Source organism: Burkholderia ambifaria AMMD (assembly GCF_000203915.1).
Lineage (GTDB): Bacteria > Pseudomonadota > Gammaproteobacteria > Burkholderiales > Burkholderiaceae > Burkholderia > Burkholderia ambifaria.
The window spans coordinates 141,204-163,541 of record NC_008391.1; the positions used below are offsets into that span (position 1 = coordinate 141,204).

A 22,338-nucleotide genomic window follows, 5' to 3' on the forward strand; every position below is an offset into this window, starting at 1 on the left:
AATCGAGAGTGACACCATGTACAACCTTCCTGATGATCACGGCCATTTCGGCCCGTATGGCGGCGTGTTCGTTGCCGAAACGCTGATTCACGCGCTGGACGAACTGCGCGCCGCGTATGAAAAATTCCGGAACGACCCCGATTTCGTCGCCGAATACGAGCGCGAACTGAAGCACTTCGTCGGCCGTCCGTCGCCGATCTATCACGCGCAGCGCTGGAGCGAGACGCTCGGCGGCGCGCAGATCTACCTGAAGCGAGAGGACCTGAACCACACCGGCGCGCACAAGATCAACAACGTGATCGGCCAGGCGCTGCTCGCGAAGCGCATGGGCAAGAAGCGCGTGATCGCCGAGACGGGCGCCGGCCAGCACGGCGTCGCGACGGCGACGATCTGCGCGCGCTTCGGGATGGAGTGCATCGTCTACATGGGCGCCGAGGACGTGCGCCGCCAGGCCGCGAACGTCTACCGCATGAAGCTGCTCGGCGCGACGGTCGTGCCGGTCGAATCGGGTTCGCGCACGCTGAAGGACGCGCTGAACGAAGCGATGCGCGACTGGGTCACGAACATCGAAAGCACGTTCTACATCATCGGCACGGTCGCGGGCCCGCACCCGTATCCGGCGATGGTGCGCGACTTCCAGCGCGTGATCGGCGACGAGTGCAAGGTGCAGATGCCGGAACTCGCCGGCCGGCAGCCGGACGCGGTGATTGCGTGCGTCGGCGGCGGCTCGAACGCGATGGGCATCTTCTATCCGTATATCGACGACACGTCGGTGCAGCTGATCGGCGTCGAAGCGGCCGGCGACGGCCTCGACACCGGCCGTCACGCGGCGTCGCTGATCGCCGGCAGCCCCGGCGTGCTGCACGGCAACCGCACGTACCTGCTGCAGGACGACGACGGCCAGATCATCGAGACGCATTCGGTGTCGGCCGGCCTCGACTATCCGGGTGTCGGCCCCGAGCACGCATGGCTGAAGGACAGCGGCCGCGCGCAATATGTGCCGATCACCGACGAAGAGGCGCTGAAGGCGTTCCACGACTGCTGCCGGATCGAGGGGATCATCCCCGCGCTCGAGTCGAGCCACGCGATCGCGTATGGCGTGAAGCTCGCGCCGACGTTGCCGAAGGACAAGATCCTGCTCGTCAACCTGTCGGGCCGCGGCGACAAGGACATGCACACGGTCGCCGAGCGATCGGGCATCGCGCTCTGACCGACCGATGCGTGACCTGATCGAAGAACCGGGCGGCGGCGCCGCGAGCGAAGCGGAGGCGGGGCAGCCCGCCGTCGCCGTGCCGTGCGCACTGCCGTCCGGGATCGAACTGCACAACCGCGATTTCATGACCGAAGCCGCGCGCCTGCCGGATGCGTCGATCGACCTGATCGTTGCCGATCCGCCGTACGGGCTCGGCAAGGACTACGGCAACGACTCGGACAAGCGTTCGGGCGACGACTTTCTCGCGTGGACGCGCGAGTGGCTCGAGCTCGCGATTCCGAAGCTCAAGCCGAGCGGGTCGATGTACATCTTCTGCACGTGGCAGTACGCGCCGGAAATCTTCAGCTTCCTGAAGACGCAACTCACGATGGTCAACGAGATCATCTGGGACCGGCGCGTGCCGAGCATGGGCGGCACGACGCGCCGTTTCACGTCGGTGCACGACAACATCGGCTTTTTCGCGGTTTCCAAAGCGTATTACTTCGATCTCGATCCGGTCCGCATCCCGTACGACGCCGACACGAAGAAGGCCCGCTCGCGCAAGCTGTTCGAAGGCAGCAAGTGGCTGGAGATGGGCTACAACCCGAAGGACGTCTGGTCGGTCTCGCGCCTGCATCGGCAGCACGCGGAGCGCGTCGATCATCCGACCCAGAAGCCGCTGGAAATCATCGAGCGGATGGTGCTCGCGAGCTGCCCGCCGGGCGGCCGCGTGCTCGATCCGTTCATGGGCAGCGGCACGACCGCGGTGGCCTGCGCACGGCAGGGGCGCGACTTCGTCGGCTACGAGATCAATGAAAGTTATTGCGCGATCGCGCACGAGCGCGTGAACGCGCTCGCCGCGCAGGCGTGCGCGTGAGTCGCGCCGCCGCAATGCCGATCGCAACTAGGAAAATTGCCATGTCCACCCGTATCCAGCAGACCTTCGCCGCACTCGCCGAACAAGGCCGCAAGGGCCTGATCCCGTTCATCACGGCCGGCGACCCCGATCCCGCGAAGACGGTCGAGTTCATGCACGCGCTCGCCGAAGGCGGCGCCGACGTGATCGAGCTCGGCGTGCCGTTCTCGGACCCGATGGCCGACGGCCCGGTGATCCAGCGCTCGTCGGAGCGCGCGCTCGCGCGCGGCGTCACGCTCAAGAGCGTGCTCGCCGACGTGAAGTGCTTCCGCGAGACCAACCAGACGACCCCCGTCGTGCTGATGGGCTATGCGAACCCGATCGAGCGGATGGGCGTCGACGCGTTCGCCACCGAAGCGCAGGCAGCCGGCGTCGACGGCGTGCTCGTCGTCGACTATCCGCCCGAGGAAGCCGGCGTGTTTGCCGAGAAAATGCGTGCCGCGCAGATCGATCCGATCTTCCTGCTCGCCCCGACGTCGACCGACGAGCGCATCGCCGACGTGGGCAAGATCGCGAGCGGCTACGTGTACTACGTGTCGCTCAAGGGCGTGACCGGCGCCGGAAATCTGGATGTTTCGAGCATTGCGGGTAAAATCCCGGCCATCAAGTCGCGCGTGCCGGTTCCGGTGGGCGTCGGCTTCGGCATCCGCGACGCCGAAACGGCGCGCGCGGTGGCCGAAGTGTCGGACGCCGTCGTGATCGGCAGCCGCCTGGTGCAGCTGCTCGAGAGCGCCGCGCCGGAAGGCGCCGCCGCCGCGCTGAAGACATTCATCGCCGAGCTGCGCGCCGCCCTGGACGGCGCCGGCAAGACGGCGCGATAAACACAACACAGGAGGCGGGAACGGGCCGGTCGGCCCGCCCCGCCACGGAACAGGAAACCATACACGATGAGCTGGCTCGACAAACTGTTGCCGCCGAAGATCAAGCAGACCGACCCGAAAAGCCGCAAGGGCATTCCGGAAGGCCTGTGGGTCAAATGCCCGTCCTGCGAGGCCGTGCTGTACCGCAACGACGTGGACGCGAACCTGCATGTGTGCCCGAAGTGCGATCACCACATGCGCATCGGCGCGCGCGAGCGCCTCGACGGGCTGCTCGATCCGGAAGGCCGCTATGAAATCGGCCAGGAAATCGTGCCGGTCGACTCGCTGAAGTTCAAGGACAGCCGCAAGTACCCCGATCGTCTGAAGGAAGCGATGGACGAGACGGGCGAGACCGACGCGATGGTCGTGATGGGCGGGGCGATCCACACGCTGCCCGTGGTCGCGGCCTGTTTCGAGTTCTCGTTCATGGGCGGCTCGATGGGTTCGGTCGTCGGCGAGCGTTTCGCGCGCGGCGCGCAGAACGCGCTGGAACAGCACGTGCCGTTCATCTGCTTCACGGCGTCGGGCGGCGCACGGATGCAGGAAAGCCTGCTGTCGCTGATGCAGATGGCGAAGACCACCGCGATGCTGACCAAGCTGGCCGAAGCCAAGCTGCCGTTCATCTCGGTGCTGACCGATCCGACGATGGGCGGTGTGTCGGCGAGCTTCGCGTTCCTCGGCGACGTCGTGATCGCGGAGCCGAAGGCGCTGATCGGCTTCGCCGGCCCGCGCGTGATCGAGCAGACGGTTCGCGAGAAGCTGCCGGAAGGCTTCCAGCGCGCGGAATTCCTGCTGACGACGGGCGCGATCGACATGATCGTCGACCGCCGCAAGATGCGCGACGAGATCGCGCAGCTGCTCGCGCTGCTGCAGCGACAGCCGGCCGACGCGCTGGCCTGATCGGCGCGGCGTTGTGACCTGCGCGCGTCGCCCGGCTGAACCGCCGGGCGGCGCGTTTCGTTTTTTGGCGTAGTGGCGGTACCGATTCAGATTTGATCCGATGAGCACTTTTCCCACTCTCGACGCGTGGCTTTCGCATCTCGAACGCGCGCACCCGGTCGGCATCGACATGGGCCTCACCCGCATCGGGCAGGTCAAGGCGGCGCTGCAGCTCGAATTCGCGTGCCCCGTGATCACGGTCGGCGGCACGAACGGCAAGGGCTCGACCTGCGCGTTCCTCGAGGCGATCCTCGTTCACGCGGGCTACAAGGTCGGTTGCCACACGTCGCCGCACCTGCTCGAATTCGCCGAGCGCGCGCGTGTGAACGGGCAGCAGGTCAGCGATGCCGACCTGCTGCCGCACTTCGAAGCCGTCGAAGCGGCGCGCACGTCGCTGCCCGAGCCGGTGTCGCTCACGTACTTCGAATTCACGACGCTCGCGATCCTGCACCTGTTCGCGTCGCGCGGGCTCGACGTCGTGATCCTCGAAGTCGGCCTCGGCGGCCGGCTCGACGCGGTCAACATCATCGATACCGACTGCGCGATCGTCACGAGCATCGACATCGACCACACCGAATACCTCGGCGACACGCGCGAGAAGATCGCGTTCGAGAAGGCGGGCATCTTCCGTGCGGGCAAGCCGGCGATCTGCGGCGATCCCGCCGTGCCGAACACGCTGATCGACCATGCCGCGGCGATCGGCGCGGACCTGTGGCTGGTCGGTCGCGATTTTCGCTATGAAGCGCAGCCGGGCGCGGAGCGCCAGCAATGGAGCTACCTCGGCCGCGACAAGCGCTATCCGGCGCTCGCGTACCCGGCGCTGCGCGGCGCGAATCAGCTGATCAATGCGTCGGCCGCGCTGGCCGCGCTCGAGGCGCTGCGCCCGGTGCTGCCTGTGTCCGCGCAGGACATCCGGCTCGGGCTCGCGAACGTCGAGCTGCCGGGGCGCTTCCAGGTGCTGCCCGGCAAGCCGGCGATCGTGCTGGACGTCGCGCACAACCCGCATGCGGCGGCCGTGCTCGAGCAGAACCTCGGCAACATGGGCTTCTTCCCGTACACGTACGCGGTGTTCGGCGCGATGCACGACAAGGACATCGACGGCGTGCTGCGGCACCTGGCGGGGGAGGTCGACCACTGGTGCGTGACCGACCTGCCGCTGCCGCGTGCGGCGAGCGCGGAGCAGCTCGAAGCCGCGCTGCGCAAGGCCGGCGTGGAAGACGGGCCCGATTCGAGCGTCACGCGGTTCGCGTCGCCGGCGGAAGCATTTCGAGATGCACTAAAAAGAGCATCCGAGAATGATAGAATCGTGGTTTTCGGCAGTTTCCATACGGTGGCCGGTGTGATGGCCTACCGGAAATCGCAGCAACACTGACTGTCGGGCAGTTTCGGACTCAGCCATTCATGGGAATTTTCTCGTTCGGCAAGAAAGACGACGACGCGCCCACCCGGCGCGGCGGTCGTACCGGGGCCTCCCGGAACGTGCGCACGGAGCGCACTGAACGCGTCGAGCGACGCACGCGCCGCACCGAGCGTCCGGAATCGGACGCACTGCTTCTCGATCCGACCCTTCCTGAAAAGCAACGCGCCCGCCGGCGTCTCGTCGGCGCGATCGCGCTCGTCGTCGGCGCGGTGATCGTGCTGCCGATGGTGCTTGATTCGCACCCGAAGCCGGTGACGGACGACATCGCGATCGATATTCCGAACCGGCCTGCGCATCAGGCGGTCGCGCCGCGTGACGACGACGTGGCCGACGTGCAGGCGGGCGTCGCGCACGACGAGCCGCCGGCCTCCGATGTCGCGGTGGCGGCCGCGCCCGCACCGGCGCCGAAGGATACGGCCAAGCCGGCCGCGAAACCCGCTGCCACGACCTCGACGACCCCGACGACCACCGCGAGCGTGACGCCGCCGAAGCCCGCTGCGAAGCCGGCCGCCCCTGCGGCGAAGCCGGTCGCGCCGAAGCCGGCGCCGGCCCCCGCGACGGTCGCGAACGCCGACGCCGCGACCGACAGCGGCGACGCGTCGTCGCCCGCATCGCCGGCCGGCGCGCGCTTCGCGGTGCAGCTCGGTTCGTTCAAGGACGACACGACGGCCCGTTCGTGGGCCACCAAGTTGAAATCCGCGGGTGTGCCCGCATATGTCGAGCATCGCAAGCAGGCGGACGGCAGCACGGCTACACTGCTGCGTGCCGGCCCGTTTGCGGATCGCGCGGCGGCGTCAGCCGCGATCGCGAAGGTGCGCGAAGCCGGACTGACGCAGTAACGTGCGATGCTGACGGCTTTCGACTACGCTGTATTGGCGGTAATCGCGTTGTCTGCGCTGCGTGGCGCATGGCGCGGTTTCGTCTCGGAGATTTTCGGGTTGATCGGCTGGATCGTGGCGGTCGTGATCGCCGCACGCTATGTCGGGCTGGTGGTGCCGTATATTCCGGCGAACTGGCCGGGCGGCGCGCTCACCCAGTGGGTGCTCGCGTTCGCGCTGATCGTGATCGGCGTCGTGTTCGTCGCGGGTGTCGCGAACGCGCTGTTGTCGCGGATCGCGCAGGCGACGGGCCTCGGTGGAGTCGATCGCTCGCTGGGCATGATGTTCGGGCTCGTCCGCGGCTGCGTGCTGGTGGTGCTGCTGGTCGCGGCGGCCGGGCTGACCGAATTGCCCAAACAGGATTTCTGGCGCAATGCGCTCTTGCGTCCTTTCGCCGAACAGGGCGTGCACGAGCTGAAGCAGCTCCTGCCCGACGGCATGGCCCAGTACGTGCGCGTGTGACGCCGCGGCCGGGCAGGACGGAACCGATTTTGTCATCTTGAAGGACATGCCATGTGCGGCATCGTAGGTGTTATCTCCCAATCCCCCGTCAATCAGCTGATCTATGACAGCCTGCTGCTGCTGCAGCATCGCGGTCAGGACGCAGCGGGCATCGCGACGGCGGACGGCAGCAATTTCCACATGTACAAGGCGAACGGCATGGTGCGCGACGTGTTCCGCACGCGCAACATGCGCAGCCTGCCCGGCACCTTCGGCATCGGCCAGGTCCGCTATCCGACGGCCGGCTCGGCGTCGAGCGAAGCCGAGGCGCAGCCGTTCTACGTGAACGCGCCGTTCGGGATCATCCTCGCGCACAACGGCAACCTGACGAACTGGGAACAGCTGAAGGACGAGATGTTCCGGATCGATCGCCGGCACATCAACACCAATTCCGACAGCGAAGTGCTGCTCAACGTGTTCGCGCACGAGCTGCAACTGTCGACGACGGGCCTCGAGCTCGATCCGGCCGCCGTGTTCAAGGCGGTCGCGGGCGTGCATCGCCGCCTGGAGGGTTCGTACGCGATCGTGTCGCTGATCGCCGGCTACGGCCTGCTCGCGTTCCGCGATCCGTTCGGCATCCGCCCGCTGTGCCTCGGCAAGCTCGAAACCGAACACGGCACCGAATGGATGGTCGCGTCGGAGTCGGTGGCGGTCGAAGGCATCGGTTTCGAATTCGTGCGCGACGTGCAGCCGGGCGAAGCGATCTTCATCGACAAGGCCGGCAACTTCCACAGCCAGCAATGCGCGGAGCAGCCGACGCTGAATCCGTGCATGTTCGAGTACGTGTATCTCGCCCGTCCGGATTCGTGCCTCGACGGCGTGCCCGTCTACAACGTGCGCCTGCGCATGGGCGACTACCTCGCCGAGAAGATCAAGCGCGAGCTGCCGAACGTGCCGATCGACGTCGTGATGCCGATTCCCGATTCGTCGCGTCCGGCTGCGATGCAGGTCGCCGCGAAGCTCGGCGTCGAGTATCGCGAAGGCTTCTTCAAGAACCGCTACGTCGGCCGTACCTTCATCATGCCGGGCCAGGCCGTGCGCAAGAAGTCGGTGCGCCAGAAGCTCAATGCGATGAGCATCGAGTTCAAGGACAAGAACGTGCTGATCGTCGACGATTCGATCGTGCGCGGCACGACCTCGCACGAGATCGTGCAGATGGCGCGCGATGCGGGCGCGAAGTCGGTGATCTTCGCGTCGGCGGCGCCGCCGGTGAAATTCCCGAACGTGTACGGCATCGACATGCCGACGCGCGGCGAGCTGGTCGCACACGGCCGCACCGACGAAGAAGTCGCGAAGATCATCGGCGCCGACCACCTGATCTACCAGGACGTCGACGACCTGCGCCGCGCGGTGCGCGACATCAACCCGAAGCTCGAACGCTTCGAGGCGTCGTGCTTCGACGGCAACTACATCACCGGCGCCGTGACGCCCGAGTACCTCGATGCAATCGAGCGCGCACGTCTCGCCCCGGCGTCGCAGGCCGATCGCGACACGGCCGGCGACACCGCGCGTTCGCAGATGAACCTGCAGCTGTCGGTCGAGTGATGCCGGCGCACGCTTCCGACGAAGCGTGCTAGGATGTGGCCTTGCGTCGATTTGATTCAGCTTGCGGACGCGGGGCGACTTCCCAAAACAGCTAAAGCGAAGGCCGGCGAGCGCCGGCCCGAGTCGATCGCTGTCGTACCGCACCGAAGCCCGCTGATGCCGACGCATAGCGGGCTTTTTGTTTTGGCCTGGTTTTTGGCTGGGTTCGCGCCCGATGCATGATCCGCGGCGCGCCCTTCGAATACGGAAAACGGAACATGGACGACTCCCTCAATTTCGACACGCTCGCCGTGCGCGCGGGCACGCTGCGCAGCAGCGACTTCAACGAGCACTCGGAAGCGCTGTTCCTCACGTCGAGCTTCTGCTTCAAGAGCGCGGCCGAGGCCGCCGAGCGCTTCGCGAATTCGGAAGACTATTTCACCTATTCGCGCTTCACGAACCCGACCGTCACCATGTTCCAGGATCGTCTCGCCGCGCTCGAAGGCGGCGAGGCCTGCATTGCGACGGCGTCGGGCATGGCCGCGATCATGTCGGTCGTGATGTCGGCACTCCAGGCAGGCGATCACCTCGTCAGCTCGCGCAGCCTGTTCGGCTCGACGCTCGGGATGTTCTCGCAGATCTTCAGTAAGTTCGGCATCACGACGACCTTCGTCGACCCGACCGACCTGAACGCGTGGCAGGAAGCGGTGCGGCCCGAAACGAAGATGTTCTTCCTCGAAACGCCGTCGAACCCGCTGACCGAGCTCGCCGACATCGAGGCGATCGGCAAGATCGCGAAGGCGGCGAACGCGCTGTTCGTCGTCGACAACTGTTTCTGCAGCCCGGTGCTGCAGCAGCCGCTGAAGCTCGGCGCGGACGTCGTGATGCACTCGGCGACGAAGTTCCTCGACGGGCAGGGCCGCGTGCTCGGCGGCGCGCTGGTCGGCTCGAAGGCATTCATCATGGGCAAGGTGTTCCCGTTCGTGCGCAGCGCGGGCCCGACGTTGTCGGCGTTCAACGCGTGGGTGCTGCTGAAGGGGATGGAGACGCTGTCGCTGCGCGTCGAGAAGCAGTCGGCGAACGCGCTGGAAATCGCGCGCTGGCTCGATTCGCATCCGGCCGTCGCGCGCGTCTTCTATCCGGGGCTCGAGTCGCACCCGCAGCATGAGCTCGCGAAGCGCCAGCAGAAGGCGGGCGGCGCGATCGTCTCGTTCGAGCTGAAGGGCGACACGCCGGAGCAGCAGCGCGCGAACGCGTGGCGCGTGATCGACAGCACGAAGCTGATCTCGATCACCGGCAACCTCGGCGACACGCGCACGACGATCACGCATCCGGCGACGACGACGCACGCGCGCATCACGCCGGAAGCGCGAGCGGCCGCGGACATCACCGAAGGGCTGCTCCGCCTCGCGGTCGGCCTGGAGGATGCGGGCGACCTGCGCCGCGATCTCACGCGCGGCCTCGAGGGCTGAGCGCGGCGGCAGGTTTTTTCACGGCCGACATGACAACGGGCCGCTCGACAGAGCGGCCCGTTGTCTTTTGTCCGGCGACGCGCGCGTTGCCGGAATCAGCCGGCCTGCGCGGGCTGCCCCGGCACGTCGCGCATCGCTTCCATCATCCAGCGCAGCGTGTCGTCGAGCGGCGTCACGGGCAGTTCGCCCACCGCGCGCCGCAGCTTGTCGCGCGAGCCGCTCAGGCGCTTGACTTCGTTGTGCCGCACGAAACGCGGGTCGATCGTCACGTCGATCACGTAGCCGGCGATCCGTGACAGCATCGCCAGCACTTCCTTCAGCGAATACGCGCGCTCCGAGCAGACGTTGAACGTCTCGCCGGCCGGGGCCGCGTCGAGCAGCTTCAGGTAGGCGGCCGTCACGTCGCGCACGTCGGAGAAATCGCGGCTCACGTCGAGATTGCCGAGCGAGATGCGCGGCGCATTGCGCGCATAGTGCGACACGAGCTTCGGCAGCAGATAGGCGTCGTCCTGGCCGACGCCGGTGTAGTTGAACGGCCGCGCGATCACGATCGGCAACTGGTCGGCCCACAGCTTCGCCGCGTATTCCATCGCGAGCTTGCTGACCGCGTAGTCGTTCGCGGGCGCGGGCGGGGTCGCTTCGTCGAGCACGCCGGCCGTCGAATTGCCGTAGACGTTCGCGCTGCTGGCGAGCAGGACCGCCGACGGACGGTGGTCGAGGCCCGCGAGCGCGGCCAGCAGGTTGCGCGTGCCGACGATGTTGACCGCGTAGGTTTGCGACGGCTCGTCCTGCGCGACATGCGCACGCGCGGCGAGGTGCACGACCGCATCGGGCCGCGCGTCGGCCGCCGCCGCGCGCATCGCGTTCGCGTCGAGCAGGTCGACCGGCAGCAGCGTGCAGTTCGCGAACGCCGGATCGTCCGGCCGCGCCGCGCCGGGCGCCACGGTGCCCCACACGTCGTAGCCGGCGGCTTCGAGCCGCTGCGCCATGTAACGGCCGGTGAAGCCCGTCAGGCCCGTGACGAACGCACGGCGCGACGGGCGGCCGGCTTCAGTACGTGTCATGGTGACGATTCCGCGTCAGATCGGCTTCGACCATCATCTGGCAGAGCTGCTCGAGCGTCGTCTCCGGCGCCCAGCCCAGCTTGCTTTTTGCCTTGTCCGCGCAGCCGATCAGCAGGTCGACTTCGGCGGGGCGGTAGAACTTCGGGTTCACTTCGACGAGTACGTTGCCGTTCGACGCGTCGATGCCGCGTTCCTGCTCGCCCTTGCCGGTCCATTCGAGCTGGTAACCGGCGGCAGCGAACGCCATCCGCACGAAGTCGCGCACGGTCTCGGTGCGATTGGTCGCGAGCACGTAGGTGTCGGGTTCGTCGACCTGCAGCATCCGCCACATCCCTTCGACGTACTCGAGCGCGAAGCCCCAGTCGCGCTTCGCGTCGAGGTTGCCGAGCTCGAGCTTGGTCGCCTTGCCGAGCTGGATCTTCGCGACGGTGTCGGTGATCTTGCGCGTGACGAACTCGCGGCCGCGCAGCGGCGATTCGTGGTTGAACAGGATGCCGCTGCAGCCGAACAGATCGTAGGACTCGCGGTAGTTCACGGTCATCCAGTGCGCGTACAGCTTCGCGACGCCGTACGGGCTGCGCGGGTAGAACGCGGTCGTTTCCGTCTGCGGGATCGCCTGCACCTTGCCGAACATCTCGGACGTCGACGCCTGGTAGAAGCGCGTCTTCGGGCTCACCACGCGGATCGCCTCGAGCAGGTTCAGCGGGCCGATGCCCGTGACTTCGGCGGTCGTCGCGGGCTGGTCGAACGACACGCCGACGAAGCTCTGCGCGGCCAGGTTGTACAGCTCGTCGGGTTGCGTGCGTTCGAGCAGCCGCAGGCTCGAGCCGGCATCGGTCAGGTCGTGCTCGACGAGCGACAGGTTCGGGTGCGTGTCGACGCCGAGTTCGGCGATGCGCCAGAAGTTCACCGAGCTGGTGCGGCGGTAGGTGCCCGTGACCTCGTAGCCCTTGTCGAGCAGCAGCTTGGTCAGATAGGCGCCGTCCTGCCCCGTGATCCCCGTGATGATGGCCTTCTTGCGGTTTTGGCTCATGGCAATGTCCTGGTCGAAACGATGGATTGAGAAAGTCAGGCGGTCGTGCGCGCGGCGGCGGGCAGCGTGTTGCGCGCCGGGCCGCGTGTCAGGCGTCGCTCGAAGCCGTACCAGCAGAGGGTGGCGTAGGCGAGCGTGATCGCGAGGGCGAGCGCGGCCGTGACGAAGCGGTTCAGGTGCAGCGGCCAGAGCGCATACAGCACGCTCAGGTGAATCAGGTAGACGGTGTAGCTGACGGTGCCGACGTACACGAGCAGCGGGTTGGTCAGTACGCGCTGCACGAGGCCGCGTCCGCGCAGCGCGATCACGACGATCGACGTGCACAGCAGCAGCGAGATGCTGTAGAGCGCGGCGTTCGACATCGGCGTGTTCGCCGCGCGGAAACGCGGGAACGACAGGTGCAGCCAGCCGAGGATCGCGAGCGACACGAGCGCGCCGACGATCGCGAGCGGATAGAACGGGTCCAGCGCGCGCCGGTCGCGGCGCAGCACGATCGCGAGCAGCGCGCCCGCGGCGAGCAGGTCCATCCGGAATGGCGTCAGGTAGTAGATCGGCCAGAACGAATCGAACCACGGCGTCGCGATCGCGCGCAGCACGGGCGCCGCGACGATCAGCGCGGCGGCGATCCACAGCAGCGCGCGCTCCGAACACCACAGCACGACGAACGGCCAGAAGATGTAGAACTGCTCCTCGACGGCGAGCGACCACAGCACGTTCAGGCTGTCGTGCCCGATGCTGCCGAGCGACAGCCCGATGTTGGTCGAGAAGAACGCGAACCACGGCCAGTGCGGCAGCCAGCTCGCGCCGAACAGCAGCGTCGACACGACGAGCAGCAGCACGTACGGCGGCAGGATCCGGCGCACGCGGCGCGCGTAGAAGTGGCTGAAGTAAGACTGCCCGCGCGCCTTGCGATCGAGCAGGATGCCCGTGATCAGCAGGCCGCTCAGCACGAAGAACAGGTCGACGCCCATCCACAGCGGCGCCTTCAGCGCGTGTTGCAGGAACACGGCGCCGACGGCGATCGCGCGCAGCCCGTCGAGCTGCACGATGCGGCCGTGTTGCGGCGGGGCGAGGTCGGCGGTGCGCGAGATGCCCGTCATCGCGCCGCTCCTTCGCGACGCGCGGCCGGTGCCGTGGCGCGTCGTGCATCCGATGCGTGAACGTAATCCATGCGTTTGAATGAAATATTGAATCGAAATCGATTCTAGGGAAAAGAAATCGGCAAAAAAACGCATGTCATTTATCCGGCCGAAAACCTTCAAATACCGGTCGTTTCAATCGCGGCATGAAAGGTTTGCAGGCCGGGCGCTCCGACGGGCGGGCCGCAGCGGCATTTTCTACGGATCGGCGCGTGAAAGGCGGTCGTTATTTCCGCTTTGTGGCGGCTATTTCGCGCTGTTCCGGTGCGATATTTCACGCGGAAACATCCCCAAATATTTCCAAATTTCTTGTGATTATTTTTGCTTGTAACCTGCATCGCGACGTTTGAAACCCATTTAGTGACAGGGCATCCGGGCACGCAGTCCGCCGTGGTGCCCCGTTGCTGTTGCATCGAGTCTGGAGAGCGCATTGCGACGTCTGATTCTGGTTGGCATGACGGTATGCGCGGCGCTGTCCGTGAGCGCCGCCCCGGCTGAAACCGTGTTGCCCGCGACCACGTCGTGGATCGGCAACACGTTCGGCTATGGCGACGGCAGCTGGACGCAGATCGACATCCGCGCGATCGCGGTGACGCCCGACGGCAAGGTGTATACGAACGCGCCGTGGGACGAGAGCGGCGCCGAGGCGAGCGTCTACCAGGACGGCAAGATGCTCGGCTTCGCCGGCGGCACGCACGGCTGGGGCAACCTCGGCGGCAACGCGGTCGCGGTGAACGGCAAGTACGCGTACGTCGCGATCGGCGTCGGCAACGAGCGCGGCCATCTGCAGTCGCCCGGCATCTGGCCGGACAAGGGCAAGCAGTGGTTCGGCATTTCGCGGCGCACGATCGGCGACATGAAGCAGCCGGCGCCGTTTCGCGCGGCGCCGCAGGTCGCACCGGGCGGGCGCGCCGATGCCGGCCGCGCGCGGATGGCCGCGAGCTTCATGGTGATGAATGAGGTGGCGGCCCCCGCACGCTCGGAGGTGGGCGAGGCGAAGGCCGAAGTGGGCGGCCTCGCGGCGGATGACAAGACACTGTTCGCGACGAACCCGTCGCATGACGAAGTCGATGTATTCGACGCCGAGACGATGCAGAAGAAGGGCACGTGGAGCGCGCACGAGCCGGGCCGCATCGCGCTGGCCGGCGACGGCACGCTGTGGCTGCTCACCGACACCATCAGCGGGCCCGCGCGCCTCGTGCACGTGCGCGCGGACGGCCGCAAGCTCGACGACGCGCCCGCGCTGCCCGAAGGCACCGAAGCGGTGGACGTGGCGGTCGATGTGAAAGGGCGCGTGCTGGTGGCGGACAACGGTGCGCGCCAGCAGGTGCTGATCTTCTCGAAAGGCGGCAAGGGCTATGCGCCGTCCGGCACGCTCGGCGAGCGCGGCGGGATTTTCGCGGGCCCGGTGCCGGGACGCCCGGGGCCGCAGCGCTTCAACGGGCTGACGGGCGTGGGCGTCGATCGCGCGGGCAACGTGTACGTGTCGATGAACGGCATCGGGCCGCGTCACGACACGATCGGCGCAGGGCTCGGCGCGGTGCTCGAGAGCTACACGCCGGACGGCAAGCTGCGCTGGCAGGTGCAGGGGCTGCTGTTCGTCGACGGCGCGTGGATCGATCCCGCCCGGCCGAACAGCGTATACACGGGCAACAAGCGCTTCGAGCTCGACCTGTCGAAGCCGCCGGGCCAGGACTGGAAATACGCCGGATTCCTGTCGAACCGCTTCAAGTACCCGGACGATCCCGTGTTCCACACGGATCAATATCCCGGCATGCCGTTCGCGCGGCGCGTGGACGGACGCACGTTCCTGTACCTGACCGACATGTATGCCGACCACCTGAAGATCTACCGCTTCGACGCGAAGCGCGACGGCGAGGTCGCGATTCCGTCGGGCCTGATCGCGGGCCGCGCGCGGCCGGTCGACAAGGTGCCGAACAAGCCGCCGGGCGGCGACTGGCTGTGGCGCGACGCGAACGGCAACGGCCGGCTCGACGCCGACGAATTCACGATCAACACGACCGGCAAGGCAAAGGCGGGCGGCTGGGGCTGGTGGGTCGACACGAAGGGCGACATCTGGCGCACGAGCGACGTGCGCGGTATCCATCGCTTCGGCTACGGCGGCGTCGACAAGGCCGGCAACCCGATCTACTCGTACGACAAGGTCACGACCTATCCGATGCCGCAGCCGTTCACGCAGCTGCGCCGTTCGATCTACGAGCCGCAGACGGACACGCTGTACGTGACGGGCTACACGGCCGACGCCCCGCCGCAGCCGGGCATCAACAAGGAAGTCGGCCGCGTGCTGGTGCGCTTCGACAAGTGGTCGACCGGCTCGCCGGTCGTGCGCTACACGGTCGCGCTGCCGTGGCAGCTCGATGCGAAGCCGATCCTCGACCTGATCGGAATCACCGTCGAGGGGCGCTACATCTTCACGGTGGAGCCGGTCGGCAAGATCCACGTGTATGACAAGGAAACCGGCAAGGAAGTCGGCGTGATGAGCCCGGGCGCCGAGGTCGGCAAGGCGTCGGGCTGGGTCGACGTGCCGTTCGGCATCAGTGCGTTCCGGCGCGAGAACGGCGAATACCTGGTGTTCGTCGAGGAAGACGCGCGCGGCAAGGTGCTGATGTATCGCTGGAAACCGTGACGCGACGCACCGTCGTCGTCGCCGTCACACAAGGTAGAAGCATGGACAAAGGCATACTCAAGAACGTTTCGATCAACTTCATCGGGCTGATCCTGCCGACCTTCGTGTCGCTGGTGACGGTGCCCGCCTATATCCACGCGCTGGGGGTCGAACGCTACGGCGTCGTCAGCCTCGTGTGGACGCTGATCGGCTATTTCGGGATCCTCGATCTCGGGATGAGCATGGCCGCGCAGAACCACATTTCGAAGGCGCTCGCGAGCGGCAACGCGGACGAAAGCGCGCGGGTCTTCTGGAGCGCGTTCTGGCTGAACCTCGGCACCGGCATCGTGGGCGGCCTGCTGATCTATTTCGGCGCGTTCGTCTACACCGCGTATTTCACGAAGGTGTCGGCGGCGATGCAGCACGAGGTGTATCTCGCGCTGCCGTGGCTCGCGCTCGCGATTCCGCTCGCGAACGTGTCGTGGGTGTTCGCCGGCGCGATCAACGGCGCCGAACGGTTCGGCGTGTTCAACACGAACCAGACGATCGGCACGTTCCTGTTCCAGCTGCTGCCGCTCGGCGCCGCATGGTGGATCGCGCCGAACCTGCAGACGGTGCTGGCCGCCGCGGTCGTCGCGCGGCTCGTCGCGGCGGTGATGCTCGGTCACGCGAGCATCAAGGTGCTCGGGATCCGGCGCATCGACCCGCCGCAATGGGGTACCGCGAAAGGGCTGTTCAACTTCGGCGGCTGGATGCTGATCGCGAGCACGACGAGCATGATCGCCGACACGCTCGATCGCGTGATGCTCGGCGCCGGCATGGGCGCGAAGTTCGTCACCTATTACACGGTGCCGCAGAACCTCGTCACGCGCCTGAACATGCTGCCGAACGCGCTGGTGCGCACGCTGTTTCCGCGCCTGTCGGCGGTCGGCCGCGATCACGCCGACACGCTCGCGCGCCAGTCGCTCGAATTCCTGAACGGCGTGTTCACGCCGGTCGGCATCGTCGCGATCTTCGCACTCGCGCCGTTCCTCACGCTGTGGGTCGGCGCCGATCTCGCCGCACATTCCGCGCCGGTCGGCCGCGTGCTGGTGATCAGCGTGTGGCTCGTCGGCCAGGCGAGCGTCACGCGCATCCTGATCCAGTCGCAGGTCAACCCGGCCCGCGCGGCGTTCGCCGGGCTCGTCGAGATGCCGTTCTTCGTCGGCGGCCTGTGGTTCGGCATTCATCACTTCGGGCTGATCGGCGCGGCGGTGGTCGTTGCCGCCCGCGCGCTGGTCGACTACGGCGTGCTGCTTTATCTGTCCGCAATCCGGATGCGCGCGATCTTGCTCGACATGCTCGCGCATCTCGCCTTCCTGCTCGCGAGCCTGTTTCTCGCGCAAGCGTGGTCGGGGCTCGGCGAGTCGATCGGCCTGTGCGCGGTCGTGCTGCTGCTGAACCTTGCGTGGTCGCTCACGATGACGCCGGGGCTGCGCGCGCTCGTGCGCGACCTGTTCGTCCGTCTCAATGCGAGGAAAACCATTTGACGTCCTCTACCGCCTAAAGGCAGCGGATTCCCACAACCGGCGATGCACGTCCGCATCGGAGAATGTTCAGCGCAGCGTTGATATCACGATCATGCACGACACCACAGCCATCGCAGGCCCACTCTCTTATTCGCAGTCCCGCGATACCTTTCGGCCGCGTCGTGCTGGCTTTCGACCCGCACGCCGAACAGGACTGGGTAGAACCGCTTTCGTCCACCTGCTCGAACATGGCTCCGTGCGCGATCGCTTTGTAACGGAGCTTGCTTCGGAAGGACGACCAGGCTGCGTCGTAGACGCTTTTCGCCATCCTGGTTCTGGCGAGTTTGGCGGCCGATACGTTGCCGACCGCGATGTAATCGAACCGCCGCACCAGATCGAGCGCGAGCTTGTGCTGGAAATCGGCGCGGGCATTCGTCACCTTGGCGTGCAGCTTCGCGATATGGCGTTTGTGCTTGCGCGCCCGTTGCGCTTTCGCGAGCTTCTCGGCCGCGCGTCGGCCGAATTGGTCATTAGGCAGCTTCTCGCCGGTCGAAAGTGTGGCGAAGTCTTTCAGGCCGAGATCGATACCGACACCCGAACGGATCGGGCGAGCCTGAACATCGGGCATCTCGATCACGATGTTGAGAAACCAGTTGCCACGTGCGTCCTGCGCAAAGTTGGTTCCGTCCTTGATCTTGCCGTCGGGAAGCGGTCGGCTATTGAATACGCGAAAGGTATTGCCGGCAAAGCGAAACGCATCGCCCTCGCGCTTCAGGTCACGACCCTTCAGCGGCACCCAGCCCAGCGATTTTCTGCCGCGATAGCGCAGGTAAGGGCGCCGGTGCTGGTTGCGCGACTTCGCGTATTGCTCGCACGTAGCGTTGACCGTACCGGAGTGGATGCCGAGCTCCTTGCTGCTGCCGGTCGTCAGCACGTTCAGATCGAATCCCGTCGGCCATTTCTTGCGCCACTTGAGCGCGTGCTTCTGTGTGTCATTGCAGAAATTCCAGACGTAGTTCACCGCTCGGCTCTGCTTGTTGAGCAGTCCGTTGAGCGACTTCACCCGGTAGCGGTAGACAAGAATCATGCCGGTGATCCTAACCCGTGGAAGAAGCTGCCTGTCAACAGCACTCCTTTCCTTCCCGTCATCCGCCCCGAAGGAAGTCCCCTTGGGGGAAATGGCGGCGTTTCATGGAGCGACTGATGAATCGCGATCTGGCGGAACACGCCATCCTGAACGTGGCCACGGCGGATGCCGCCGTGGCCGAAGCCGGCGCCACCGCGCTGCGCCGGACCGAAACGGCCGCGCCGGCGGGCGCACGCGATGCGTCGCGTCCGCTACGCGTGGCGATCGTCCACGACTGGCTCGTCACGTACGCGGGCGCCGAGCGCGTGCTCGAACAGATCGTCGCGTGCTTTCCCGACGCGGACCTGTTCAGCCTCGTCGATTTTCTCGACGATCGCGCGTTCGTGCGCGGCAAGCCGGTGACGACCTCGTTCATCCAGAAACTGCCGTTCGCACGCACCAAGTACCGCAGCTACCTGCCGCTGATGCCGCTCGCGATCGAGCAGCTCGACGTGTCGGACTACGACCTCGTGATCTCCAGCAGCCATGCGGTCGCGAAGGGCGTGCTGACCGGGCCGGACCAGATGCACATCAGCTACGTGCACTCGCCGATCCGCTATGCGTGGGACCTGCAGCACCAGTATCTGGAACAGTCGAACCTCACGCACGGGCCGAAATCGCTGCTCGCGCGGATGATCCTGCATTACATCCGCAACTGGGACACGCGCACCGCGAACGCGGTGGACGGGTTCGTCGCGAACTCCGCGTTCATCGCGCGACGCATCCGCAAGGTGTATCACCGCGACGCGGCGGTGATCTTCCCGCCGGTCGACGTCGACGGCTTCTCGCTGAACGAGGTGAAGGACGATTTCTACCTGACCGCGTCGCGGATGGTGCCGTACAAGAAGATCGACCTGATCGTCGAGGCCTTCTCGCGCACGCCGGAGCGCAAGCTCGTCGTGATCGGCGACGGCCCGGAGATGCAGAAGATCCGCGCGAAGGCCGGCCCGAACGTCGAGATCATGGGCTACCAGCCGTTCGCGGTGCTGCACGACCGGATGCGCCGCGCGAAGGCGTTCGTGTTCGCGGCCGAGGAGGATTTCGGGATTTCGGTGGTCGAGGCGCAGGCGTGCGGCACGCCCGTGATCGCGTACGGCAAGGGCGGGGCGCTCGAAACCGTGCTCGAGCCGCGCTCGCACGCGAACCCGACCGGCCTGTTCTTCGACGAGCAGACGCCGCACGCGATCGTCGCGGCGGTCGACGATTTCGAGCGCGCGCCGCAGCGTTTCACGCCGCACGCGTGCCGCGCGAACGCGGAGCGCTTCTCCGCCGACACGTTCCGCCGGCGTTTTCTCGACTATGTGGAGGCCGCGCTGCCCGGCGCGACCGCGCAGCGCGGCAGCGCCGCGCCGATGCCGGCCGCGCACGGCCCGGCGACGCTGGTGCTGGACCAGAGCGGCGTGCTCGGCGGCGCGGAGCTGTCGCTGCTGGAGATCATGAAGCACATGCGCGCGAACGCCGACGTGCTGCTGTTCGACGACGGCCCGTTCCGTGCGGCGCTCGACGAGATCGGCGCGCGCGTCGACGTGCTCGACCAGGGCGCGCTCGCCGGGGTGCGCAAGCAGGGTGGCGTGTCGGTGGGCGCGTTGAAGCGACTCGCCGGGCTGGTGCGCGACGTCGCACGGCGCGCACGGCGCGCCGAGGTGATCTACGCGAACACGCAGCGCGCGATGGTGGTCGCGGCGCTGGCCGGGCGGCTCGCGCGCAAGCCGGTGGTGTGGCACCTGCGCGACATCGTCAGCGGCGACCATTTCGGCAGCAAGCAGCTGATGGCGATCAAGTACTGCGCGCGGTTCGGCGTCACGCGGGTGATCGCGAACTCGGACGCGTCCGCGCAGGCGTTCCGCGCGCTGACGGGCTTCACGCCGCAGCACGTCGACGTCGTGTTCAACGGCATTTCGGCCGAACCGTTCGATGCGCTGGACCATGCCAGCCAGGCCGCGCTGCGCGCGCGCTTCGGGCTGCCCGAGCACGCATGGCTGGTCGGCTCGTTCAGCCGCCTCGCGCACTGGAAAGGGCAGCATCTGCTGCTGGAGGCCGCCGCACGCCATCCCGACATGCACGTGGTGCTGGTCGGCGCGCCGCTGTTCGGCGAGGACGAATACGCGGCGCAGCTGCACGAGATCGTCGCGCGTCACGGGATGGGCGACCGCGTCCACTTCCTCGGGTTCCAGCGCGACGTGGCCGCGTGCATGAAGGCGGTCGACGTGGTCGCGCATACGTCGATCACGCCCGAGCCGTTCGGGCGCGTGATCGTCGAGGGGATGCTCGCGCGGCGGCCGGTGGTCGCGGCCCGCGCGGGCGGGGTCGTCGAGATCATCGAGGACGAGGAAAACGGGCTGCTCTGCGAGCCGGGCAACGCGGCCGCGCTGGCCGATGCGCTGGGCCGGCTGAAGCACGACACCGCGCTGCGCGAGCGGCTCGTCGCGAGCGGGCGGGCGACCGCGGTGCGCCGGTTCGGCACCGAAACCTATGTGGAGCGGGTCGAGAAGATTCTCGCGGATACGGCGAAGGCCGCGAAGGCCGCGAAGGCGAAGAAGCGGTAGGCGCGGTGCGCTCCGACGCGCGATGCGTCGGGAAACGAGCCCTCATGCGGTGTCGTGCTGCATGGGGGCTTTGCTTTTGGGCGCGTGTCGCGCGGTTGGGCGATGGGGGTCTCGATGGGCCGATGCGGCGTTCGCGCACGGATCACCCGAACGCAGCTGTCGCCCGCGCCGTGATCGCTTGACGGAACGCCCTGAGGGGCGCCGTGCGGTCATGGTGTGGAGCTGATGAGGGGTTGCGCGACGCGACCGTAGTGCAGCCGCCCTGACGGCCGTCTGGCTCGATTGGGATGCTTGCGTACCGGGTACCCTTGCCGCGACCGCGCGGGTGAAGGGATCTCTGCGCCCGTCCCGCCCATGAAAAAGCCCCCGCGCAGCCTGAGGCCGGGCGGGGGCAGGGAGCGCGAGAGTGGCGCCGCTCAGACGGCCCGTTCGGGAGCCGGCGCGACGACGCGAGCGGTGCGCGTCGGCTTCAGGCTCGCCGCCCACATCATCGCCGGGCGTTCGAACAGCCGGTAGAACACGTAGGCGACCGGAATCGCGGCGGCCATGAACGCGAACGACGGCCAGATCGACAGTTGCAGTTCGGAATGGAACAGCACCGAGCCGAGGCACACGAACAGCGGCAGGTGGATGAGGTACAGCGAATAGCTGAAGTCGCCGAACCAGCCGAGCACGCGCAGCAGCGGCGTCGGGCGCGGCGGGCACGCGAGCGCGCGGTACAGGAAGCACGCGAAGCCGGCCGCCCACAGCTGGAATGCGCCGTACTGGCCGATATGGAACGCGCCGCAGCCCGCCGCCAGCAGCACGGCAGCTGCCAGGTACCACGCCCGCGACGGCACCGCAGCCGGCCCGTGTGCCGGCTGCGCGCGCACGTCGGCGATCCACGCGCCGATCGTCCAGGACAGCCAGTACGACGTGAAGAACTGCAGGTCGTGCCGTTCGAGCAGCCATGCCGACGCGACGTTGACGAGCGCGACGGTCGCGACGATGGCCGGCATCCCGATGCGCCGGCGCAACGCGAACAGCAGCGGGTAGATCGCATAGAACTGCACTTCGAGCGACAGCGTCCACAGTGCGCCGTTCGACCCGTACGTATAGCCGGCGACGCCCTGCAGCGAGAACAGGTTCACGAGGAACGCGGTGAGGCCGACGTCGCGGATCTTGTGGCTGACAGGCGCGATCTGCAGGCTGACCGCATCCATCGCGAGCGTGAACAGCAGCGCGGCGAGCAGCACCGGGTAGATCCGCGCGAAGCGGCGCGCCCAGAAGTTCGGGGCGTCGAGCCGGTACGCGGGATTGGCCGCGAGCTTGAGCGCCGCGTTGCGGTGGATGCAATAGCCGCTGATCACGAAGAAGATCGGCACGCCGGCGGATCCCCACGCGAACGGGAAGGTCAGGTAGCCGACGATCACGCTCGGGTCGAGCGCATGACCGTAAGCGCGATGGAAGCTCTGCATGCCGACCCAGACGACCTGGCGGCAATGGAAATAGGCGACGAGCAACGCCGCGAACCCGCGCATCGCGTCGATCACGTGTTCCTTGTGGTCGGCGACGGGCGGCGCGGTCAAAGGCGATCCGCTGGAAGCTTGCATGC

The 22,338-nt window shown here is 67.0% G+C and carries 18 protein-coding genes; 13 read left to right on the plus strand and 5 right to left on the minus strand.

Annotation, left to right across the window (positions count from 1 at the left end):
* The first annotated feature begins 16 nt into the window (after positions 1 to 16).
* The 9 genes from trpB to BAMB_RS16925 all read left to right on the plus strand — a co-directional run bounded on the left by trpB (position 17) and on the right by BAMB_RS16925 (position 9,702).
* Entirely contained in the window at positions 17 to 1,210 is a 1,194-nt protein-coding gene (gene trpB / locus BAMB_RS16885; RefSeq protein WP_011658384.1) for a tryptophan synthase subunit beta, read from the plus strand.
* 7 nt (positions 1,211 to 1,217) lie between these two features.
* Positions 1,218 to 2,069 (plus strand): DNA-methyltransferase, encoded by an 852-nt coding sequence (locus tag BAMB_RS16890; protein ID WP_011658385.1) that lies wholly within the window; start codon positions 1,218 to 1,220, stop codon positions 2,067 to 2,069.
* Positions 2,070 to 2,110: 41 nt separating this feature from the next.
* Positions 2,111 to 2,929 (plus strand): tryptophan synthase subunit alpha, encoded by an 819-nt coding sequence (gene trpA, locus BAMB_RS16895; RefSeq protein ID WP_011658386.1) that lies wholly within the window; start codon positions 2,111 to 2,113, stop codon positions 2,927 to 2,929.
* Between the two features lie 66 nt (positions 2,930 to 2,995).
* Complete coding sequence (gene accD / locus BAMB_RS16900; RefSeq protein WP_006755101.1) at positions 2,996 to 3,868, plus strand: acetyl-CoA carboxylase, carboxyltransferase subunit beta; 873 nt, start codon at positions 2,996 to 2,998, stop codon at positions 3,866 to 3,868.
* A 100-nt stretch (positions 3,869 to 3,968) separates the two neighbouring features.
* Positions 3,969 to 5,279 carry a bifunctional tetrahydrofolate synthase/dihydrofolate synthase gene (gene folC / locus BAMB_RS16905; protein WP_011658387.1) on the plus strand — a complete coding sequence of 437 codons (1,311 nt, stop codon included), beginning with the start codon at positions 3,969 to 3,971 and terminating at the stop codon, positions 5,277 to 5,279.
* A gap of 29 nt (positions 5,280 to 5,308) precedes the next feature.
* Complete coding sequence (locus tag BAMB_RS16910; protein ID WP_011658388.1) at positions 5,309 to 6,166, plus strand: SPOR domain-containing protein; 858 nt, start codon at positions 5,309 to 5,311, stop codon at positions 6,164 to 6,166.
* Between the two features lie 6 nt (positions 6,167 to 6,172).
* Positions 6,173 to 6,667, plus strand: a complete 495-nt coding sequence (locus BAMB_RS16915) for a CvpA family protein (RefSeq protein ID WP_006755189.1) — start codon at positions 6,173 to 6,175, stop codon at positions 6,665 to 6,667.
* Positions 6,668 to 6,718: 51 nt separating this feature from the next.
* Positions 6,719 to 8,251, plus strand: coding sequence for an amidophosphoribosyltransferase (gene purF / locus BAMB_RS16920; RefSeq protein ID WP_011658389.1), 1,533 nt, complete (start codon positions 6,719 to 6,721; stop codon positions 8,249 to 8,251).
* Between the two features lie 257 nt (positions 8,252 to 8,508).
* A complete protein-coding gene (locus BAMB_RS16925) occupies positions 8,509 to 9,702 on the plus strand; it encodes an O-succinylhomoserine sulfhydrylase (protein WP_041491626.1) in 1,194 nt (397 codons plus the stop codon).
* Between the two features lie 95 nt (positions 9,703 to 9,797).
* Here the strand turns inward: BAMB_RS16925 and BAMB_RS16930 are convergent, their stop codons facing one another.
* The 3 genes from BAMB_RS16930 to BAMB_RS16940 are packed head-to-tail and all read right to left on the minus strand — an operon-like array spanning position 9,798 to position 12,899.
* Positions 9,798 to 10,766 (minus strand): NAD-dependent epimerase/dehydratase family protein, encoded by a 969-nt coding sequence (locus tag BAMB_RS16930; protein WP_011658391.1) that lies wholly within the window; start codon positions 10,764 to 10,766, stop codon positions 9,798 to 9,800.
* Positions 10,753 to 11,799: a GDP-mannose 4,6-dehydratase gene (gene gmd / locus BAMB_RS16935; protein WP_011658392.1), complete on the minus strand. Its 1,047-nt coding sequence runs from the start codon at positions 11,797 to 11,799 to the stop codon at positions 10,753 to 10,755. The genes BAMB_RS16930 and gmd overlap by 14 nt, the downstream gene beginning before the upstream one ends.
* A gap of 35 nt (positions 11,800 to 11,834) precedes the next feature.
* Positions 11,835 to 12,899, minus strand: coding sequence for an acyltransferase family protein (locus tag BAMB_RS16940; RefSeq protein WP_011658393.1), 1,065 nt, complete (start codon positions 12,897 to 12,899; stop codon positions 11,835 to 11,837).
* A 185-nt stretch (positions 12,900 to 13,084) separates the two neighbouring features.
* Between BAMB_RS16940 and BAMB_RS35365 the strand changes: the two genes are divergently transcribed.
* From BAMB_RS35365 to BAMB_RS16950, 3 genes are all read left to right on the plus strand, one after another.
* The gene (locus BAMB_RS35365; protein ID WP_158380534.1) at positions 13,085 to 13,288 is read left to right on the plus strand and encodes a hypothetical protein; all 204 of its coding nucleotides are present in this window, start codon (positions 13,085 to 13,087) and stop codon (positions 13,286 to 13,288) included.
* Between the two features lie 104 nt (positions 13,289 to 13,392).
* Positions 13,393 to 15,585 carry an NHL repeat-containing protein gene (locus BAMB_RS16945; RefSeq protein ID WP_041491423.1) on the plus strand — a complete coding sequence of 731 codons (2,193 nt, stop codon included), beginning with the start codon at positions 13,393 to 13,395 and terminating at the stop codon, positions 15,583 to 15,585.
* Positions 15,586 to 15,626: 41 nt separating this feature from the next.
* Entirely contained in the window at positions 15,627 to 17,093 is a 1,467-nt protein-coding gene (locus tag BAMB_RS16950; RefSeq protein ID WP_011658395.1) for an oligosaccharide flippase family protein, read from the plus strand.
* A gap of 13 nt (positions 17,094 to 17,106) precedes the next feature.
* Here BAMB_RS16950 and BAMB_RS16955 read toward each other — a convergent pair whose 3' ends face one another.
* Positions 17,107 to 18,159, minus strand: coding sequence for an RNA-guided endonuclease InsQ/TnpB family protein (locus BAMB_RS16955; RefSeq protein WP_011658396.1), 1,053 nt, complete (start codon positions 18,157 to 18,159; stop codon positions 17,107 to 17,109).
* A 116-nt stretch (positions 18,160 to 18,275) separates the two neighbouring features.
* Here BAMB_RS16955 and BAMB_RS16960 point away from each other — a divergent pair, with 116 nt between their 5' ends.
* A complete protein-coding gene (locus BAMB_RS16960) occupies positions 18,276 to 20,744 on the plus strand; it encodes a glycosyltransferase family 4 protein (protein WP_011658397.1) in 2,469 nt (822 codons plus the stop codon).
* Between the two features lie 416 nt (positions 20,745 to 21,160).
* On the opposite strand, the gene BAMB_RS16965 is transcribed toward BAMB_RS16960, so the two are convergent.
* A complete protein-coding gene (locus tag BAMB_RS16965) occupies positions 21,161 to 22,336 on the minus strand; it encodes an acyltransferase family protein (RefSeq protein ID WP_011658398.1) in 1,176 nt (391 codons plus the stop codon).
* Positions 22,337 to 22,338 lie beyond the last annotated feature (2 nt).

What these genes read in the sequence shown, in the direction of transcription:
- trpA (WP_011658386.1), top strand. Translation starts at nt 2,111, where the DNA reads ATGTCCACCCGTATCCAGCAGACCTTCGCCGCACTCGCCGAACAAGGC.
- BAMB_RS16960 (WP_011658397.1), top strand. Translation starts at nt 18,276, where the DNA reads ATGAATCGCGATCTGGCGGAACACGCCATCCTGAACGTGGCCACGGCG.
- BAMB_RS16950 (WP_011658395.1), top strand. Translation starts at nt 15,627, where the DNA reads ATGGACAAAGGCATACTCAAGAACGTTTCGATCAACTTCATCGGGCTG.
- BAMB_RS16940 (WP_011658393.1), bottom strand. Translation starts at nt 12,899, where the DNA reads ATGACGGGCATCTCGCGCACCGCCGACCTCGCCCCGCCGCAACACGGC.
- purF (WP_011658389.1), top strand. Translation starts at nt 6,719, where the DNA reads ATGTGCGGCATCGTAGGTGTTATCTCCCAATCCCCCGTCAATCAGCTG.
- BAMB_RS16930 (WP_011658391.1), bottom strand. Translation starts at nt 10,766, where the DNA reads ATGACACGTACTGAAGCCGGCCGCCCGTCGCGCCGTGCGTTCGTCACG.
- BAMB_RS16965 (WP_011658398.1), bottom strand. Translation starts at nt 22,336, where the DNA reads ATGCAAGCTTCCAGCGGATCGCCTTTGACCGCGCCGCCCGTCGCCGAC.
- BAMB_RS16955 (WP_011658396.1), bottom strand. Translation starts at nt 18,159, where the DNA reads ATGATTCTTGTCTACCGCTACCGGGTGAAGTCGCTCAACGGACTGCTC.
- BAMB_RS16945 (WP_041491423.1), top strand. Translation starts at nt 13,393, where the DNA reads ATGACGGTATGCGCGGCGCTGTCCGTGAGCGCCGCCCCGGCTGAAACC.
- trpB (WP_011658384.1), top strand. Translation starts at nt 17, where the DNA reads ATGTACAACCTTCCTGATGATCACGGCCATTTCGGCCCGTATGGCGGC.
- BAMB_RS35365 (WP_158380534.1), top strand. Translation starts at nt 13,085, where the DNA reads ATGAAAGGTTTGCAGGCCGGGCGCTCCGACGGGCGGGCCGCAGCGGCA.
- BAMB_RS16890 (WP_011658385.1), top strand. Translation starts at nt 1,218, where the DNA reads ATGCGTGACCTGATCGAAGAACCGGGCGGCGGCGCCGCGAGCGAAGCG.
- BAMB_RS16925 (WP_041491626.1), top strand. Translation starts at nt 8,509, where the DNA reads ATGGACGACTCCCTCAATTTCGACACGCTCGCCGTGCGCGCGGGCACG.
- gmd (WP_011658392.1), bottom strand. Translation starts at nt 11,799, where the DNA reads ATGAGCCAAAACCGCAAGAAGGCCATCATCACGGGGATCACGGGGCAG.
- BAMB_RS16910 (WP_011658388.1), top strand. Translation starts at nt 5,309, where the DNA reads ATGGGAATTTTCTCGTTCGGCAAGAAAGACGACGACGCGCCCACCCGG.
- accD (WP_006755101.1), top strand. Translation starts at nt 2,996, where the DNA reads ATGAGCTGGCTCGACAAACTGTTGCCGCCGAAGATCAAGCAGACCGAC.
- folC (WP_011658387.1), top strand. Translation starts at nt 3,969, where the DNA reads ATGAGCACTTTTCCCACTCTCGACGCGTGGCTTTCGCATCTCGAACGC.
- BAMB_RS16915 (WP_006755189.1), top strand. Translation starts at nt 6,173, where the DNA reads ATGCTGACGGCTTTCGACTACGCTGTATTGGCGGTAATCGCGTTGTCT.